This is a genomic window from Geminicoccus roseus DSM 18922, assembly GCF_000427665.1.
In the GTDB taxonomy this organism is placed as follows: domain Bacteria; phylum Pseudomonadota; class Alphaproteobacteria; order Geminicoccales; family Geminicoccaceae; genus Geminicoccus; species Geminicoccus roseus.
Map to the genome: position 1 here is coordinate 1340009 of NZ_KE386572.1, position 14926 is coordinate 1354934.

The 14926-nt window shown below is 68.8% G+C and carries 17 protein-coding genes; 7 read left to right on the top strand and 10 right to left on the bottom strand.

What is annotated here, in order from left to right; all coding sequences use genetic code 11:
• Nucleotides 1–164: 164 nt before the first annotated feature.
• Nucleotides 165–1655 (bottom strand): aldo/keto reductase, encoded by a 1491-nt coding sequence (locus tag GEMRO_RS0107465; RefSeq protein ID WP_027133494.1) that lies wholly within the window; start codon nucleotides 1653–1655, stop codon nucleotides 165–167.
• Nucleotides 1656–1778: 123 nt separating this feature from the next.
• Between GEMRO_RS0107465 and GEMRO_RS0107470 the strand changes: the two genes are divergently transcribed.
• Together GEMRO_RS0107470 and GEMRO_RS0107475 are read left to right on the top strand one after the other, a co-directional pair.
• Nucleotides 1779–2411: an NUDIX domain-containing protein gene (locus GEMRO_RS0107470; protein ID WP_051328801.1), complete on the top strand. Its 633-nt coding sequence runs from the start codon at nucleotides 1779–1781 to the stop codon at nucleotides 2409–2411.
• A gap of 9 nt (nucleotides 2412–2420) precedes the next feature.
• On the top strand, nucleotides 2421–3302 hold the full coding sequence (locus GEMRO_RS0107475) for a LysR family transcriptional regulator (RefSeq protein ID WP_027133496.1): 882 nt from the start codon (nucleotides 2421–2423) through the stop codon (nucleotides 3300–3302).
• On the opposite strand, the gene GEMRO_RS0107480 is transcribed toward GEMRO_RS0107475, so the two are convergent.
• The 9 genes from GEMRO_RS0107480 to GEMRO_RS0107520 form a co-directional block, all read right to left on the bottom strand.
• Nucleotides 3280–4551, bottom strand: coding sequence for an ABC transporter substrate-binding protein (locus tag GEMRO_RS0107480; RefSeq protein ID WP_027133497.1), 1272 nt, complete (start codon nucleotides 4549–4551; stop codon nucleotides 3280–3282). The two genes, GEMRO_RS0107475 and GEMRO_RS0107480, sit on opposite strands and share 23 nt — an antisense overlap.
• 96 nt (nucleotides 4552–4647) lie before the next feature.
• Nucleotides 4648–5103, bottom strand: a complete 456-nt coding sequence (locus GEMRO_RS0107485; RefSeq protein WP_027133498.1) for a VOC family protein — start codon at nucleotides 5101–5103, stop codon at nucleotides 4648–4650.
• A gap of 102 nt (nucleotides 5104–5205) precedes the next feature.
• On the bottom strand, nucleotides 5206–5613 hold the full coding sequence (locus GEMRO_RS28250; RefSeq protein WP_051328803.1) for a DUF4440 domain-containing protein: 408 nt from the start codon (nucleotides 5611–5613) through the stop codon (nucleotides 5206–5208).
• Nucleotides 5610–6650 (bottom strand): aldo/keto reductase, encoded by a 1041-nt coding sequence (locus GEMRO_RS0107495; RefSeq protein ID WP_027133499.1) that lies wholly within the window; start codon nucleotides 6648–6650, stop codon nucleotides 5610–5612. Before GEMRO_RS0107495 ends, GEMRO_RS28250 begins: the two co-directional genes overlap by 4 nt.
• On the bottom strand, nucleotides 6647–6994 hold the full coding sequence (locus GEMRO_RS0107500) for a TIGR04076 family protein (protein ID WP_027133500.1): 348 nt from the start codon (nucleotides 6992–6994) through the stop codon (nucleotides 6647–6649). Before GEMRO_RS0107500 ends, GEMRO_RS0107495 begins: the two co-directional genes overlap by 4 nt.
• Before the next feature lie 17 nt (nucleotides 6995–7011).
• Complete coding sequence (locus tag GEMRO_RS0107505) at nucleotides 7012–7860, bottom strand: class I SAM-dependent methyltransferase (protein WP_035484908.1); 849 nt, start codon at nucleotides 7858–7860, stop codon at nucleotides 7012–7014.
• Nucleotides 7861–7942: 82 nt separating this feature from the next.
• A complete protein-coding gene (locus GEMRO_RS32495; protein WP_051328804.1) occupies nucleotides 7943–8749 on the bottom strand; it encodes a methyltransferase domain-containing protein in 807 nt (268 codons plus the stop codon).
• A 31-nt stretch (nucleotides 8750–8780) separates the two neighbouring features.
• Nucleotides 8781–9110 (bottom strand): L-rhamnose mutarotase, encoded by a 330-nt coding sequence (locus GEMRO_RS0107515; protein WP_027133502.1) that lies wholly within the window; start codon nucleotides 9108–9110, stop codon nucleotides 8781–8783.
• A gap of 12 nt (nucleotides 9111–9122) precedes the next feature.
• Nucleotides 9123–9860 (bottom strand): GntR family transcriptional regulator, encoded by a 738-nt coding sequence (locus GEMRO_RS0107520; RefSeq protein ID WP_027133503.1) that lies wholly within the window; start codon nucleotides 9858–9860, stop codon nucleotides 9123–9125.
• A gap of 114 nt (nucleotides 9861–9974) precedes the next feature.
• Here GEMRO_RS0107520 and GEMRO_RS0107525 point away from each other — a divergent pair, with 114 nt between their 5' ends.
• From GEMRO_RS0107525 to GEMRO_RS0107545, 5 genes are all read left to right on the top strand, one after another.
• Entirely contained in the window at nucleotides 9975–11009 is a 1035-nt protein-coding gene (locus GEMRO_RS0107525) for a sugar ABC transporter substrate-binding protein (RefSeq protein WP_205624928.1), read from the top strand.
• Nucleotides 11010–11089: 80 nt separating this feature from the next.
• A complete protein-coding gene (locus GEMRO_RS0107530) occupies nucleotides 11090–12124 on the top strand; it encodes an ABC transporter permease (RefSeq protein ID WP_084506659.1) in 1035 nt (344 codons plus the stop codon).
• A complete protein-coding gene (locus GEMRO_RS0107535) occupies nucleotides 12124–13098 on the top strand; it encodes an ABC transporter permease (protein WP_027133506.1) in 975 nt (324 codons plus the stop codon). The genes GEMRO_RS0107530 and GEMRO_RS0107535 overlap by 1 nt, the downstream gene beginning before the upstream one ends.
• Entirely contained in the window at nucleotides 13095–14621 is a 1527-nt protein-coding gene (locus GEMRO_RS0107540) for a sugar ABC transporter ATP-binding protein (RefSeq protein WP_027133507.1), read from the top strand. Before GEMRO_RS0107535 ends, GEMRO_RS0107540 begins: the two co-directional genes overlap by 4 nt.
• Before the next feature lie 89 nt (nucleotides 14622–14710).
• Nucleotides 14711–14926, top strand: a complete 216-nt coding sequence (locus GEMRO_RS0107545) for a dodecin (protein ID WP_027133508.1) — start codon at nucleotides 14711–14713, stop codon at nucleotides 14924–14926.

The window sequence follows — 14926 nt, forward strand, 5'->3', positions numbered from 1 at the left end:
TGATGTTCTCAGGAATTCCGACAAGGTCAGTGATGGACATCACATCACCCCGCGCATATACGATTGGGTCTAGACTTGCGGTTGATCTGTCATTCTATAATTCTTCTACGGAGTGGTGACAACAGTGCAGTCCGGCAGGGACATGCGCGCGGGAGCGGGGCGGATCAGCCGACGATCGCCTCGGCCTCGATCTCGACATCGTAGTCGCCCACCAGGCCTCCGACCTCCAGCAGGGTATTGGCGGGGCGGATCTCGCCAAAATAATGGCCGTGGACCCGCGACACCGGCTCCCACTGCCCAGCGTCCCGCAGATAGATGCGGGTGCGGACCACGTCCGCCATGCTGCCGCCCAGCGAGCGGATCGAAGCGGCGATCTTGTCCAGGATGTAGACGGTCTGCGCGGCGGGATCGCCCTTGCCGATCATCTGGCCGGAGCCGTGGGTGGCGGTGGTGCCGGAGACCAGGATGCGCTCGCCGATCCTCACGGCGCGGGCATAGCCGCAGACCGGCTCCCAGACGCTGCCGCTGTCGATGCGCAGGCGGCCGGGCCGGCCGTCGATCGGAACCGCGTGGTAGACGGGAGGGATGCTGTCCAGGTGGTGGGACAGGTCGCCCGAGGCGGTCAGGAAGGGCGGCCGGCGATACTCGTCGCCGCAATCGCCCGGGATCCGGGTGCTCTTCGCCAGCGCCTCGTCGATGCGGGCGAGGTCGTCGCCGTCCAGGGTGAACCCGGACAGGCGGTGGTTGTCCGCCCGGTGCTCGCGCTCGCCCAGCCGGGCGCCGATGATCACCGCGCCCACAGCCTCCTGCTGCATGACCCAGCGGGTGGCGACGTTGGCGATGGACACCTGGTGCCTGGCCGCGATCGGGGCCAGGGCGTGGAGGATCGCCTGGAGCACGCCCCAGCCGCCGGCGGCCTCGATGAAGCGGTGGTACTTCATCTTGCTCCAGTCGCCGATCTTGGCCGGCTCCGGCGCATCCAGCCAGCGATCCGACAGGAAGCCGCCGGCCAGCGTGCCGTAGGCCAGCAGCCGGATGCCGTGGAGGCGGCAGAACGCGGTCATCTCCTCGGTCGCCCGCCGGTCCAGGAGCGAGACGCAGACCTGGTTGGTCACCACCGGGATCTTCTCCGCGACCAGCACGCGCAGATGATCGGTGTCGGTGTTGGTGACCCCCAGATGGCCGATCAGGCCCTCCTCCTTCAGCCGGGCCAGCTCGCGCATCGCGTCCAGCCAGCCCGGATGCTCGAACAGCCACCAGTGGAACTGCATCAGGTCGATGCGGTCGGTGCGCAGCCGCTCGCAGGCGCGCTCCACCGCAAGGCGCACCACTTCCGCGGTCATCGGCCCGGGCTCCGGGCACCATTTGGTGAAGGCGATCGGGCGCGCATCGGCAGGAGCCTGGATCGAGCCGTCGGCCAGGCGGTCGCGCAGCCGGCCGAGGATCAGTTCGGCGCTGCCGTAGTGGTCGGCCATGTCGAAGCTGTCGAACCCATCGGCCAGGTAGCCGGCGAGCGCCCGGGCGCCCTCGTCGGGGTCCATCAGGCCCGTGGTCCGCTCGATGTCGGCGACCTGCCACAGCCCGGTCACCACCCGCGCGATCTCGAGCCCCGGCGCGATCTCGGTGCGTTCGGCGGTCTTGGTACTGGCGGTCACGGCGGCGGTTCCTTCTCGGCTCTGGCGATCGAGGTAGCAGGTCGCGGCGTCCGCGTTGAGGGGATCAAACCTGCAGGGTCGGGCTGCGAAAGCTTCGGGCTCCACAGGTCGTGCCGCTGCGGCATGGTCCCGCCGGCCAACTGCGGGAGCCGCACCTTGCTCGAACCGGGAAACGAAGCCTTGCGCGTGGTCGACGTGACCACCTTGTCCGATGACTGGTACGTGCTGCGCAAGTACGCCATCGACTACCGCCGCCGGGACGGCGCCTGGCGCCGGATGAACCGCGAGGTCTACGACCGCGGCAACGGCGCCGTGATCCTGCTCTACGACCGCACCGCCCAGACCGTCGTGCTGGTGCGCCAGTTCCGGCTGCCGGCCTATGTGAACGCGCACCCGGACGGCTGGCTTTTGGAGGCCCCGGCCGGGCTCCTGGATGCGCGTGACCCGGTGCAGGCGATCCGCCGCGAGGTCGAGGAGGAGACGGGCTACCGCGTCGGCGAGGTGGCGACCCTGTTCACCGCCTACATGAGCCCCGGTTCGGTATCGGAGCGGCTGCATTTCTTCGCCGCCGAGATCGATCCCTCCATGCGGATTGGCCAGGGCGGCGGCTGCCCGGAGGAGAACGAGGACATCGAGGTGGTGGCGGTGCCCTATCAGGAAGCCCTGGCGATGATCGGCCGCGGCGAGATCGTGGACGCCAAGACCATCATGCTCCTCTACCATGCGCGCATCGGGGGCCTGTTCGACCATAGATGAGGGGCCTAGCTGGACTGGGATGATGTTCGGATCTTCCTGACGGTGGCACGCGCCGGCAGCCTGGCCGGTGCGGCCGCGACCCTGCGCACCAGCGAGGCCACGGTCGGCCGGCATCTGGCGAGGCTGGAGGAGGCGTTGGGCCTGCGCCTGTTCGACCGGCTCGCCAACCGGCTTCGGCTGACCCGGCAGGGCGAGCAGCTCCTGGAGCCGGCCAGGGCCATGGAGGAACGCGCCCTCGACCTCGCTCGCAAGGCGCAGGCGGCGGCAGCGGCGCCAGCCACACCGGTGCGGATCACCTCGACCGGCTCGGTGTCCCTGTTCCTGCTCCGGCATCTTTCGGGCCTGCAGCAGGCCGCGCAGCCGGCGCCGATCGAGCTGGTCGTGACCCGTGACCCGCTCGACCTGGCGCGGGGCGCAGCGGAGATCGCGCTCAGGATGCGGCAGCCACCGGCGCGGGGCCAGCTGGTGGTGCGACGGCTCGGACGCATCGCCTTCAGCCTGTATGGCCGCCCGGACCGTATGACCGGCCAGCCGGAACTTCTACCGCTGATCGGCCTGCGCGATGATCCGGCCTCGCGGCAAGGACGCTGGCTCCAGGCGCTGGCGCCGGAAGCCCGTCCTGCCCTGCGCTTAGGCGATGTCCGCCTGCGGCTGGACGCGGCGCTGGCCGGGCAGGGCGTGGCGCTGCTGCCCTGCTTTCTCGGCGATCCCGAGGCGGGACTGGCCCGGGCGCTGGCCCCGCCACCGGAACTCGACGAGGACGTCTTCCTCCTCGTCCACCAGGACCTGGCCCCGCTACCTCAGCTGCGCGCAGTGATGGACGAGCTGGTCCGACTGTTCCGGGCGCAGGCGGAAGCCCTCCTGGGAACTACTCGCCGGCCTGCTCCTTGAGTTCTCCGACCTCCGAGGCCGACATCTCGCCCACGGTGGTGACCTCGCCGTTCTGGATCCGCCACAGGCGGAACGGCCCGGTGATGTCGCCATACTGGTCGAACTGCACCGGGCCGATCACGCCCTCGTAGCGGATCGGCTTGCCGGCCTGGATCAGCTCCAGCGCCTTCTTGAAGCCGTCGGGACCGGCATGAACCGTCTCGCCCGCCGGATCGACCACCTTCGGGATGGCCTCCTTGATCTGCGCCTTGTCGGGGCTGCCGGCGATCGCCACGGCCAGCCCGACGATCGCTGCCGCGTCATAGGCGCGGTCGGCGGCCGGCGCCTGGCAGTCGAAGTCCTTGGCGAAGGCATTGTACGCTTCGCAGAAATACTCGGTGGACGGGGTCGCGGTGGTGCCGGACGAGGTGCCGAACGCATCGTCCAGATATTTCGGGCCGACATCCTGGATGAAGTCGGCGGCGTTCATGCCGTCGTTGAGCAGGAACTTGGCGGGGCCGCCCTGCGCGATCCAGGTGCGCGCCACCGTGGTGCCGTCGCCAGGATAGGCCACGAGATAGAGAGCCTCCGGCTCGCCATCCAGCGCGGCGGTGACTTCCGGCTGATAGGAGGCCTGGTTCGGGTTGTAGGGGGTGGTGGAGGTGATGGTGCCGCCGAGCCGGCCGTAGGCCTTTTCGAACTCGGCGACCATGTTGACGCCGAAATCGTTGTTCACGTGGATGATCGCGATCTTCTTCAAACCCTGGTCCAGCGCGTACTTGGCGGCGGCGGTTCCCTGCAGCGCATCCGAGGTGATGGTGCGGAAGAAGATCCCGCCGGTCTTGCCCTCCTTGGCGAGCGTGGTGAGAGTCGGCGAGGAGGAGGCCGGGGAGACCTGGACCACGCCGGCCGGGCCCGTCACCGAGGTGACGATCGGAATCGACACCGAGGAGATGATGCCGCCGATAATCGCCGGGACCTTCTGCAGGTCGACCAGCTGGCGCGCGGCATCCACCGCGACCGTCCCCTGGCTCTGCGCATCGCGCACGTCCGCCATGATCTTGCAGCCGACCACGCCGCCTGCCTCGTTGAGGTCGCTGAACGCCAGCTCGATCGACTTGGCCGCCGCTTGGCCGAACCGGCCGGCCGGGCCGGTGAGCGAGACCACCGAGCCGATGGTGACCGTGCATTCCTGGGCGGCCGCCGGCGCCGGCTGCAGGGCGGTGGTGGACAAGGCGGCAAGCGCCAGCGTGGCGAGACGGAGCTTCACGGAATCGATCCCCCTGGTCGGGCCGCCGCTCCCGGCCTCAGGCCAGGGCCTCGACGGCGCTGTCACGCGGAAGTGGAGGGCCAGCGTCCGCGGGCGTCAAGCGCCCCCCTCGGTCCGCTTCATCAAGCCGGTGAAGCGACGCTGCATCTCCGCCGGCTCGACCATCTCGATCCGGGTCGCGATGGACCAGCTATGCCCGAACGGATCGACGATCATGCCGCTGCGGTCGCCGTAAAACTGGTCCGCCACCGCCCGGGCCAGGGTGGCGCCGGCCTCCAGCGCGCGCGCCACCACCGCATCGGTGTCCTCCACATAGATGTGCAGACGGACCGGGGAGCCACCGACCGTCGGCGGCGCCAGCGCGCCAAAATCGGGAAACTCGTCTGCCAGCATGACGATGCTGGTGCCGATCCGGATCTCGGCATAGCCGATCTTGCCGTCCGGCGCGGTCAACCGGAACAGCTCCTTGGCGCCGAAGGCCCGGCGATAGAAGTCCAGCGCGGCCACTGCGTCCTTCACGAACAGATGCGCGGTCACCGTCTGCATCGTCATCGCACGCCTCCCATTTTGAATTGGAGCTACGATCCGGCACGCCTCGGCGAAAGGCAACGGGTACGGCATGCCGAAGGCCTGTCGTGGCCACCGACAGCGGCCTCAGGAAGCCCAGCCGAGCCAGGTCTCGTGCAGATGCAGCCAGACGACTCCGCAGGGAGCTGATGGCTCGAAACGGAACAGGGCGCTGGAACGGCGGGCGGTGGCCTTCCCGTCGTCCTCCTGGCGCTCGACATACGTCACCAGGACATGGCCCTGTCCGGCCTCGCGGGCCTCCGCCTCTGCGATCTCGATCCGGAAGGCCGGTCCGCGCCGGCCACGCATTGCTTCCAGAAAAGCCAGCACTGCGGCCCGCTCCACCAGGGCGCCGTCCGGCAACACCATCCGGAACTCAGGCGCCAGCGCTGCGGCAGCACGGGCAAGGTCGCCCTCGCCGGGGCCCAGCCAGCGCGTGAACAGGACGTGGAGGTCCGCGACCTCGTTCAGCGCCGCCTGCTCCAGCCCGGTCATGCCGGCGCGTCGCCCAGGTCGTACTTCATGATCCGGCCGTGCCGGCCATGGCGGTCGCGCTCCAGGTCAAAGCAGTCGCCCTCCAGCGGGCGGCGCTGCCTCAGGACCTCGTCGATTTGTGCATGATCGGCCGCGCTCAACGAGAAGCCGAACGTCGCTAGGTTGTCGGGCAGCCGGTCGGCATAGCGCGCGCCCACGATCACCCCCGCCACCTGCGGCCGCTCCAGGACCCAGCGGGTCGCCACGTTGCCGATGCCGACGCCGTGCCGGCCCGCGATCCGCTTCAGGCAGGCGAGCAGCGCCTGGAACAGCTCCCAGCCGCCGATGTCGTCGATGACCAGCTTGTACTTGACCAGCGACCGGTTCTCGAACCGCTCCGGCTCTTTGATCCCGAGCCAGCGCTCCGACAGGAAGCCGCCGGCGAGCGTCCCGTAGCAGAGCAGCTTCATTCCCTGCTCCGCGCCCAGCGGGACCACGGCTTTCTCCGGGCGGGCGTCGAGGAGCGAGTACTGGCTCTGCATCGAGACCAGCGGGAAGCCCTGCCCAATCAGCGCGCGGCTGTGGGCGGCATCGAAATTGGTGCCGCCCAGGAGATGGATCTTGCCGGCCTTCTGCAGGTCGACGAGATAACCGGCTGCCTCCTGCCAGCCCGGCACCGCATAGTCCCACCAGTGGAACTGCACGAGGTCCAGGCACTCGGCGTGCAGGCGGGCGAGCGAACGGTCGATCACGCGGGTGACATAGGCGCGGTCGATTTGGTGGAGCTGGCCCAGGTCCGGGACGAACTTGGTGTGGACCTTCAGGCGGGCACGCTGCGACGCGCTGGCCTGCCTGCGGAACCGGCCGATCAGTTCCTCCACGCCGGTATAGATGTCGGCGCAGTCGAACGTGGTAACCCCGGCGTCGACGAACGCGGCCATGTCGGCCACGGCGCGCGCCTCGTCCACAGGGCCGTGGCCGCCGGCCAGCTGCCATCCGCCGCGCAACATCCGCGAGATCCGGTAGCCGGGAGCGAGTTCGAAGGTCTCGACGGTCATGATGCGGGTTCGGCCTTGAGGGGGACGCGAGTGGTGTCGGCGTGGCGAAAGCTGGTCCGGCCGGTGCGCCGGATCAGGAAGCGCCCGCCGCAATGCGGGTCGGGACAGGCCACCACCGCGTCGGTGGTCATCCAGTCGTTCGGGTGGGTGTCGCGCTGCTTGGCGGGCAGCAGGGGCAGGAGGGCTGCCAGCGAATAGATCGGGAAGCTCTGGCCATCCGGCATCGACAGGTTCTCGCCGGACAGGAACAACCGGTCGCCCACCTGGTGATTGCACACCATCGGCTGCTCGGACGCGATCACCTCGACCTCGAGGTCGTAGAGCTCGAAGACATCGTCGGCCATGGTTTCGGTTCTCTTGTTCACGCCGGGCCGGGACGGGTCAGGTGCCAGACGATCACGCCCGGCAGGCCAACCCAGGCGGCCTCATTGGCATCGGGCAGCTTTTCCCGCGCGACCGTGACCGCGGATTCCAGTGTGAGCTGCGGTTCGTAGTACCCCGCGACCTGCAGGCCTGCCGCAAGCGCGGCGGCGGCATAGTCGGAAGGCAGGTGCGCGTTGAGGCGCATGAACCCTGCCCCGCCCGTGGCGGTGCGGAACTGCGCCTGCCAGCCGAGCCGGATCAGGAACGGATGGACGTCGCTGACCACCACCTGTCCGCCCGGCCGGACCACCCGGGCGAACTCGGCGAAGACCGGCCGCAGGTCCGGCACGTGGACCAGGGCCAGCGCGCATACGACCGCATCGACCGACTGGTCGGGAAGCGGCAGGCGGCCAAGCTCGCCCTGCTCGAACCGGCAGTCCGGCAGCTTCGCCCGCGCCTTCGCCAGCATCGCCGCCGAGGCGTCGACGCCCAGGACCTCATGCCCCCGCGCGGCCAGCCAGGCGGCATGGCGGCCGGTGCCGCAGGCGGCGTCGAGGACCTGTCCTTTGGGCAGGTCCTCCAGCAGGCGACGGACGGTCGGCTCCTCCACCGGGAACAGGCGCAGCGGCTGGTCGTAGGTCTCCGACCACAGGCCGTAGCCATCGGTCAGGTCATATTCGGGCGCGGCCAGGGGTGCTGCGAGCTCGGGCTCGTCCAGGCGGCCGACCAGATCGCGGATCTCGGCCACGCGCGCCGCGCGGCCCGCCTCGTCTGCGCTGAACGCCCGGCGCAGCAGCGCCAGTCCTTCGGTTCCCAGCAGCATCTGCCCGAGTGTCGGCAGCGTCATGACTTTCCTCCCTCGCCCGCCCGTTCCGCTATCCGGTCAGCACGACAGCGGCCAGTGCCTTCTCGACGCGGCGGCCACTCCGTCAGGCGAGAGGCTTCCTGCCCCAGGCCTGGACGACCCGCGCGATCGACATCAGGACGGCGGGATCGTCCGCCATGCGGGCAAGCTCCGCCACGATCCCGTCGATCCGGCCATGGTCGGCCAGCCCGGCCTGCAGCACCGCGTCGGCGATCGATTCCATGGTCAGGCGCGAGACCTGCTTCATCTCGCCCTGCAGGCCGGCCGGCTGTACCACCTGGACCTGCACGTCCGAGAAGCCGGCCGCCCGCAGCAGGGCTGGCAGGCGCGGCCCGAGGTCCGGATCGGCGCCCCGGGCTTGGGCCGCCCGCCGGTAGAGATCGACATAGGCATCGTGCGCGGCCGAGGGCGGATCGACGAGATGGGCCGAGATCTGGATGTCCTCCAGGACCAGGAGACCGCCGGGCAGGACCTGCGCGGGGAGCCTGGCCAGGGCAACTTCGGGAGAGCGCAAATGGCTGAGCACGAAACGTGAATAGACGAGGTCGGCCGGCGCCAGATCGGCAAGTCCGGTCTCGAGATCGGCCTGAACGAAGCTCAGGTTGCCGATGCCGGCGGCTTCCGCCCGGGCCAGCCCGATCTTGATGGGATCCACGTCCAGCCCGACGACGCTGCCAGTGGGAGCGACGATCCGCGCCAGCTCGATGCTGGCGTCGCCTCCCCCGCAGCCGACATCGATGCAGCGCATCCCGCCGTCGACCCCGGCGCGGGCGAACAGGTCCAGGCTGGCCGGCCGCATGACCCGCGCCAGCAGGCGCAGGCGCTCCCGTCCTTCCAGGCCGCCCCGGATGATGTAGCTGCCCGCCGCCATCCCGACCTCCCGCGTGGAGTTTCCCGCCGACTCAGTCCGTATGGAACACCTCGTCCATCGCCGCCCACCATTCGCCGTCCTTGCGGGTCTCGAACGGCTCCTGCATCGGGTCGGTGATCTTCCACCAGCGCTGCGTCTCGGGGTCAGCGGCCATCTTCGCGGCATCGGCGGCAAAATCGGTGCCGTGATACTCGAAATAGGCGAACAGGATGTTCTCGGGCCGCTTCAGGAAGATCGAATAGTTCCTGATGTTGCAAACGGCGATGGTCGCCAGCACCGAGGGCCACACCTCGGCATGGATGCGCTCGTATTCCGCGACCACCTCGGGGCGCAGCCGGATGCAGGTGCCGTAGCGTTTCATGTGCGGCTTCTCCTATTCGTCGAAATAATCGCGATAGCGCTGGCTGAGTTCGCCCAGCATCCCGATGATCACGTCCAGATGCGCGTTGAGCCGGCTTCGCGCCAGCGCCAGGTCGCCGGCCTCGAAGGCGTCCAGGATCGCCCGGTGCTCCAGGGCCACCGCCTTCATCCGGTCGTTCACCGGAAAGCCCAGCCGGTGCAGTCGGTCCAGATGGGCCTTGGCATGCTGGATCGGCCGCCAGACCCCCTCGACGCCTGCCGCACGGGCGAAGCACTGGTGGAACTTCTCGTCGACCCGGAAGAAGGCCTGCACGTCGCTCAGGTCGCACAGCGCCTCGTGCTCGGCCAGGACGGCATGGGCCTCCTGCGACGCCTCCGGCGTCCACATGGTCGCCGCCTTCTCCAGTATTGCGATCTCCAGCGCCTTGCGGATGAAATGGCCGTCCTTGACCTCGGCCAGCTTGATCGGCGCCACGTAGGTGCCCTGCTGCGGGAAGACGTCGAGTAGCCCTTCCTCGACCAGGCGCACGATCGCGTTGCGGACCGGGGTGCGCGACACGCCGGTCTGGCGGCAGATCATGTTCTCGCTGATCAGGGTGCGCGGCGGCAGGCGCAGTTCCAGGACGGCATCCCGCAATCCCTGGTAGATCTGGTCGGCGACGTTGCGCCGGCGGTCGACCGGCAGGTCGAGCCACGACGCGCCGATACCTGCGGCGGTCTCGCGCCGCCCGATGGTGAGGTTCGTAGCCATCCCTGTCCTGCCGGCGCGATCTTGCGCGCCGTGTGCTTGTATCCTAGCATCCATGCCATGCGCCGCAACCCGGACGGGTGCCGCGCGAGAATTCAGGATCAGGGAAGCAAAGCCGTGACGAATACCGTTCGCGCACTCCGCATGGTCGCCGTCGGCCTCCTGCTGGGTGCCGCCGCGACGGCCGCCCAGGCCGCCGACGACACCTATGTCGCCCTCGTCCCGGGCGGGCCGCACCCCTACTTCGCCGCGTGGGAGCAGGCTGGCCAGGACGCTGCCAAGGAGTTCGGGCTGGAAGGCGCGGACTATCGCGTTCCGCCGAAGTGGGAACTGTCCCAGCAGAACCAGCTGCTCGAGAGCCTGCTCACCCAGGGCTACAACGGGTTCCTGGTGTTTCCGGGTGATCCGGTCGGCGGCAACGGCGTGGTCAGCGAGCTGGTCGAGCAGGGCGCGCCGGTGATCGCCACCGCCGGCTGCCTGAAGCAGCCGACCGATGCCTCGTTCTGCCTGGGCACCGACACCGGCAACTCCGCCTATCTGGGCACCCAGGAGCTGATCAAGCGCATGGGCGGCAAGGGCAAGATCGCCCACTTCACCGGCTTCCTGGTCGATCCGAACACCCAGCTGCGGATCGACGCGGTCAACAAGGCGGCGGAAGAGGCCGGCGACGACGTGGAGGTGGTCCAGGTGATCGCCGACATCGACGCGCCGGAGCCCGCCGAGGAGAAGATCAACGCCTATCTCGCCGCCCATGGCGACGAGGTCGACGGCATTGTCACCACCGCCTGGATCCCGGCGGTGGTTTCCGCCAACGCCCTGCGCAAGATCGGCGACAAGCGGATCAAGATGGTCGGTATCGACCATGACGAGGTCGTGCTGCAGGCGATTAAGGACGGGTTCGTCGACGGCACCATGCTGCAGAACCCCTACGGCCAGGGCTATATCGGCACGTTCGCGATCGACAGGCTGCGCAGCGGCTGCACGGTCAAGGAGGATGCGCCGTTCGCGTCCACCGCGCTGACCGACCAGTTCATCGACAGCGGCACGGCCTTCGTAGATGCCTCGGGCGTCGACAACTATGTCGGTGCCATGCAGGCGGTCACCAAGGAGATCATGTCCGACTTCGAGGACAAGTACCTGACCTGCGAGTGATCGCCCGCCCCTGCCGGCATCGGTGGCCGGCAGGGGCGCCCTCGCCTTTTTGACCCGAACAACTTCCGGCCAGGATCTCGATGCAACCGGCAAGCTCGCTCCCCGTGGCCCCGGCACGCCCGGCCAGCACCGCATCCTTCGTGCGCGCGGGCTTTCTCGGCGGCAACGAGTTCGGCCTGATCGTGCTGATCGCGGCGTTCGCCATCCTGTTCACGCTGGCCACCAAGGGCTTCGCCTCGCCCTTCAACCTGTTCACCCTCGGCCGGACCATGGGGATCGACATCCTCATCGGCTTCTCGATGATGGTCGTGATCGTATCGGGCGGCCTGAACCTGGCGGTTGGCGCCATCGGCGTGTGCGCGGTCATGGCGGCCGGCTACACCATGGAGCGGCTGGGCTTCTCCTGGCCCCTGGGCCTGGCGGCCTGCCTGCTGGTCGGCGCAGCACTGGGTGCCGTCAATGGGGAGGCGATCACCCGCTCCGGCGTGCACAGCTTCATCATCACGCTTGCCACCATGAGCATCTTCTTCGGCGGCATGGTGTTCCTCAGCCGCGCGGAGGCGTTCCGCGAGCTGCCGCCGGCCATCACCGCGTTCGGCAAGATGCGGCTGTTCGGAGTCCTCTCGCCCCTGCTGCTGGTGGCGGTCGCGACCGCGCTGGTGCTGGGCTGGCTGTACCGGTTCACCGCGCTCGGGCGGCGCATGCTGGCAGCCGGCTCCAGCCCGAAGGCCGCCGAGGTCTCGGGCATCCGGGTGGACCGCACCATCGTCGCCTGCCACGTCCTGTCCGGGATCCTGGCCGCGCTGGCCGGTGCGATGCTGACCGCGCGCCACGGCGCCGCGATCCCCTCCATGGCCGGCCATCTCGGGCAGGACTGGCTGCTGCCGGCCTTCCTGGCCCCGGTGCTCGGCGGCACGCTGCTCACCGGCGGCAGGGTCTCGGTGCTCGGCACCTTCCTCGGCGCGGTGCTGGTGAGCATGCTTACCAATGGTCTGCTGCTCCTGCGGGTCGGCGAGTTCTGGGTCCAGGCCTTCCTGGGCCTCCTGCTGCTGGCCGCCGTGCTGCTCGATCTTGGCCGCCGCCGTCTCCTCGCCCGCCACCGGATCGCCGTCTGATGCAGAGCTTCCTTTCCAAGGCCACGGCGACCGACTGGTTCGGCCCGCTCGCGGTCGTGATCGTCGCCACAGTCGTGATCGGCGCGATCGAGCCGACCTTCCTGTCGCCCTTCAACATCGAGGTGCTGCTCTCGGCGATCGCGGTGAACCTGCTGATCGCGCTGGCGCAGATGATCATCATCGCGATCGGGCAGATGAACCTGTCGGTCGGCGCCATCGGCGGCCTGGTGGCGATCGCGTTCGCCGGCATGATGGAAGTCTGGGGGCTGCCGGCGCCGCTGGCGCTGGTTCTTGCGCTGGCGCTGGGCCTGGCCGGTGGGCTGATCAACGGCTTCATCGTGGCGAAGACCGGCATCAGCGCCTTCATCATCACGCTCGCCAGCCTGTCCTTCTTCAAGGGCATGAACCTCGGCATCACCGAGGCGCAGCCGTTCTACGGCATCCCGGATGCGGTGAAGGCGTTCGGCAACACCAACATGTTCGGACCGATCCCCTGGCTGGTGCTGCCGGCGGTGATTGCCGGACTGTCGATCTGGTACCTGCTCGCCCGGCTGCGCATCGGCCGGCAGATCCTGGCGGTGGGCGGCAATGCCCATGCGGCGGAGCTTTCCGGCATCTCGATCTTCCAGACCACCGTCTGGGCGCACGGCCTCTCGGGCCTACTGGCGGCGCTGGGCGGCGTCATGGTGGTGGCGCGCCTGCAGATCGGCCAGCCATCCATCGGCGACGACTGGCTGATCCTGTCCTTCGCAGCACCGGTGATCGGCGGTGCGGTCCTGGCCGGCGGCCACGTCTCGGTGGCGGGCACCGCGCTGGGCGTGGTGGTGGTGGCGATCATCACCCAATCCCTGGTGCTGTTCCACATCGACCCGTTCGTCGTGCAGGTCGTGCTCGGCGCCCTGATCCTGTGGGCGGTCGGGATCAACCGCTGGCGCGAGGTCCGGGTCGAGCGCCGCCTGAGGAGGGTCGGATGAGCGAGGTGCTGCTGCAGGCGCGCAAGATCGGCAAGTCGTTCCCGGGCGTGCGCGCCCTGGACCAAGTCGACCTGACGCTGAACAAAGGCTCGATCCACGCGCTGCTCGGCGAGAACGGGGCGGGCAAGTCGACCCTGATCAAGGCGCTCACCGGCGTCCACCAGCTGGACGAGGGCGAACTGCTGCTGGAGGGCAGGCCGGTCCGGTTCGAGGATCCTCATGCCGCGATCGCCGCCGGCATCGGGGTGGTCCACCAAGAGCGCAACCTGATCCCGCGCTTCTCGGTGGCCGAGAACATCATGCTGGAGCGGCTGGGCCCCTCCGTGCTGTCCCGGGTCGACCAGTCGGTGCTGGAGGCCGAGGCAAAGCGCTGGCTGGACCTGCTGGAGCTGGACGTCGATCCGGCCACGCCGGTCGGGCGGCTGTCGGCGGCCAAGATGCAGCTGGTGGAGATCGCCAAGGCCTTGTCGCTGCGCTCCCGCGTCCTGCTGATGGACGAGCCGACCGCCTCGCTGACCCCGCACGAGACCGAGCACCTGTTCGAACTCCTGCAGCGGCTGAAGAACGACGGGGTCACCATCGTCTTCGTCAGCCACAAGCTGGAGGAGGTCCTGCAGATCTGCGATTCGGTCACCGTGCTGCGCGACGGCCGCAACGCCTGCCAGAGCCAGTCGATGGCGGGCATGGGCCGCCAGGACCTGGTGCGGCTGATGATCGGGCGCAACGAGCAGATCCCGGCCTGGGAAGCGCGCGACAAGACCACCGAGCCGATGGCCCTGGAACTGAAAGGTGTCTCGACCTCGCTCGGCCACCGGGACATCGACCTGACGCTGCACAAGGGCGAGATCGTGGGCCTTTACGGGCTGGTGGGCGCCGGGCGCAGCGAGCTGGCGAAATGCCTGATCGGCCTGTTCCCGGTCACCGGCGGCAGCGTCGCCATCGAGGGCAGGGCCACCCAGATCGGCAGCGTCTCGGAAGCCCTGCACCGCCATGGGCTTGGCTATGTCAGCGAGGACCGCAAGCAGGAGGGGCTGGTGCTGGCCCATTCGGTGCTGGCGAATGCCGGCATCACCGTCTGGTCGAAGCTTGCCGGAATGATGGGATTCCTCAAGGACTCCACCATCCGCGGCCGGGTCTCGCCCGCGATCGAGCGCCTGGAGGTGAAGACGCCCTCCCTGTCGCAGCAGGTCGGCCTCCTGTCCGGCGGCAACCAGCAGAAGGTGTCGGTGGCCAAGTGGCTGGCGGCCGGCGTGAAGATCCTGATCGTCGACGAGCCCTCGGTCGGGATCGACATCAAGACCAAGGCCTACCTGCACGAGCTGATCCGCGCCCTGGCCGATGACGGCACGAGCATCCTGCTGATCACCTCGGACATGCCCGAGATGATCACGCTGGCCGACCGGATCGCGGTGATGGATGGCTACCGGCTGACCGGCACGCTGGTGAACGACCGCGACTACGGCCGGATGTCCGAAGGCATCATGCACCTGATCCACGGCGAGGCCCGGCAGCAGGCCGCCTGACCGACAGCGACGGGGGGCGGGCGCGGAACCGGACGATCCCGCTGAGCTTTCATGTTCGGTGCTGCTGCGCACCGATAAAGGAACAGCTCATGTCGGATCATACCTACCGTGTCATCGAGGTCGTGGGATCCTCGGCCAGCAGCATCGAGGATGCGATCAAGGGCGCCGTCGCCGAGGCGGCCAAGACCCTGCGCCATATCGGCTGGTTCCAGGTCGTGGAGACACGGGGCCATGTCGAGGACGGGCAGGTGAAGCATTTCCAGGTGACGGTGAAGATCGGCTTCACCCTCGAAGATCGCGCATGA